We start from the raw sequence: 2,705 nt of genomic DNA on the forward strand, positions 1-2,705 counted from the left end.
TCCCTGCTCCCCTGCCCCCTGCCCCCTACCTCCTGCCCAATCCCTTAATCTCTAAAAATTATGTCTCTTCCTGTTCTGAATCAGCGTTTTCGCACCTGGTGGCAGCCTAGAAGAGGTTTAGCGATCGCCGAAGCTTGTATTATTGGTCTGGTTGCTGCCCTATCTGCGGTATTTTTGAAAGTAGGATCGGGATGGTTGGGGACATGGCGAGTCCATAGTACCCAGCTTTTTCCGGCATGGCTGGCGCTACCTACAATTGGTCTTGTCCTGGGATTTTTGGCTGGATGGTTGGTAGATAGATTGGCTCCAGAAGCTTTTGGTAGCGGAATACCGCAAGTTAAAGCAACTCTAGCTAATGTGCCGATGAAGTTATCTTGGCGGGTAGCAGGTGTAAAGTTACTCAGTGCTATCATCATCATCGGTTCGGGCATGACTTTGGGACGACAAGGCCCTACTGTCCATGTAGGGGCAGGTTTGGCAGCCGGAATGAGTCGTTGGGTTCCCACTTCCCCAGATCATCGGCGACAAATGATTGCAGCCGGTGCGGGTGCGGGTTTAGCTGCTGCTTTCAATGCCCCGATCGCAGGTGTATTGTTTATCGTTGAAGAGTTACTCCAAGATTTATCAGGATTGACTTTGGGAACTGCGATTATCGCCTCCTTTATTGGTGGGGTGATATCCCGACTTTTAGGTGGTGGCTCTCTTGACCTTAACTTGGAATTGGTACAATCTTCTAGCCAATTCTCTATCCCAGAAATTCCCTTTTTCGTGCTTTTAGGTATTTTGGCAGGGTTATTGGGTGCATTGTTTAATCGCGGCTTAATATTCAGTATAAAATTTTATAGAAAATTACATATCAGCTTACCGTTGCGGGTAGCTTTGGCTGGATTTCTCTCTGGTGTTGTCGTGTCCCTGCTCCCCGCATCCTTTCGTGATAATACGGGATTACGAGAGTCCTTAATTACTGGAGAGTCTCATCCAAGCGTAGCAGCGATCGCTTTTGCCGCCCAATTCGTCCTCACACTCATCGCATTTGGTTCGGGAGCGCCAGGGGGATTATTTGCTCCGAGTCTGATTTTGGGTTCTTGTTTAGGGTACATCATCGGTGTATCTGAGTTATATATCACCGGAACCGGCTCTCCTACTACTTACGCTTTGGCGGGTATGGGGGGATTTTTTAGCGCCGTTTCTAAAGTGCCAATCACAGCAATCGTGATTATATTTGAGATGACTACAGATTTCAATCTGGTGCTACCTTTGATGATTGTTTCTGTAGCAGCTTACCTGGTTGCGGATAAGGTAGTACCTGGTTCGCTTTATGAGAAACTTTTGGAATTAAAAGGCATCACTCTCACCAAAGAAGCTCCTATGGAAGGAGCGTTAACCAAGTTAACCGCAAAAGATGTGATGCAAGAACGGGTAGAAACTCTGGATGCAGAGATGAGCTTGGAAGAAGCAATGCAGTCTTTTGCTCGTTCCCATCATCGCGGTTTCCCTGTGGTGGAAGATAGCAAGTTAGTAGGGATTGTGACGCAAACAGATTTGCTGAAAGTACGCGAGAGTGCAAAGCACACGCTCCGCGATCGCAATTTAGCCGATATTTTGTTAAAAGAAATAATGACCTCTGTCCCGATGACAGTAACACCAATCCACACCTTAAGCAATGTGCTGTATTTACTCGATCGCTATCAAATCAGTCGCTTACCTGTGGTAGATGGACGAAAACTAATCGGGATTATTACTCGTGCAGATATTATTCGGGCGGAAGCAGATCATCTCAATGGTGATAACCGGACTCCGAAACTGCGACCAGAACCTTCATACATAGTTTACCAGACGCGATCGCCCAGCATCGGTAGCGGTAGATTATTAGTACCAGTAGCTAATCCCGAAACCGCAGGTATTTTATTACAAATGGCAGCAGCTATTGCCCGCGATCGCCATTATGAAATAGATTGCGTACAAGTGATGCTAGTACCCCGTCACAGTTCCCCATCAGAAACACAGGTAAGGACGGCAAAAAGCCGCCGCTTGCTACGACAAGCCGAAGTCTTAGCTAAAAAGTGGAAAATTCCTTTGCACACCCAGATACGAGTTACCCACGACGTAGCACAGGCAATTTTGGAAACAATCAATGAACAACACATCGACCTAATTTTGATGGGATGGAAAGGTAACACATCTACCCCTGGTCGGATTTTTGGCAACGTTGTCGACACCATAATTCGCCAGGCCACCTGCGAAGTAGTGTTAGTAAAATTAGGCACAACTGGGCACTCCCAAATTTCCAGTCCCCAGTTCAATCGCTGGCTAGTCCCAATGGCTGGCGGCCCCAATTCTCCATTAGCGATTAAGTTGTTACCTGCTTTAATTACATTGGGAAATGATCCACAAATTCACTTGACACAGGTGTTTAAACCATTTGAATTCAAGCCAGATATGTCAGTTTCAGAACAAGCCATTCGCCATTTGATGCGGCGGCGAAAATTGTCCAGTAGTGTAGTTGCTCTCCCAGTCCAAGCTGATTCAGTCGCTGAAGGTGTGATTAACTTAGTAAAAACCGAAGGTTACGATGTTGTCGTTTTAGGAGCTTCGCGCGAGGGATTATTGCAGCAAGCAATTCAAGGTAATATTCCAGAAGCGATCGCATCTGGTGTCGAAAGTACAGTGATTTTAGTTAGGGGTGCAATTCACAATTGACATAC

Annotated in this window: 1 protein-coding gene; it reads left to right on the plus strand. The window is 46.4% G+C overall.

The window, feature by feature from the left end; all coding sequences use genetic code 11:
- Positions 1–60 precede the first annotated feature (60 nt).
- On the plus strand, positions 61–2,700 hold the full coding sequence (locus tag VB732_RS34170; RefSeq protein ID WP_323235256.1) for a chloride channel protein: 2,640 nt from the start codon (positions 61–63) through the stop codon (positions 2,698–2,700).
- Positions 2,701–2,705: the final 5 nt, after the last annotated feature.

It is taken from the genome of Nostoc sp. UHCC 0252 (genome assembly GCF_034931145.1).
In the GTDB taxonomy this organism is placed as follows: Bacteria; Cyanobacteriota; Cyanobacteriia; order Cyanobacteriales; family Nostocaceae; genus Nostoc.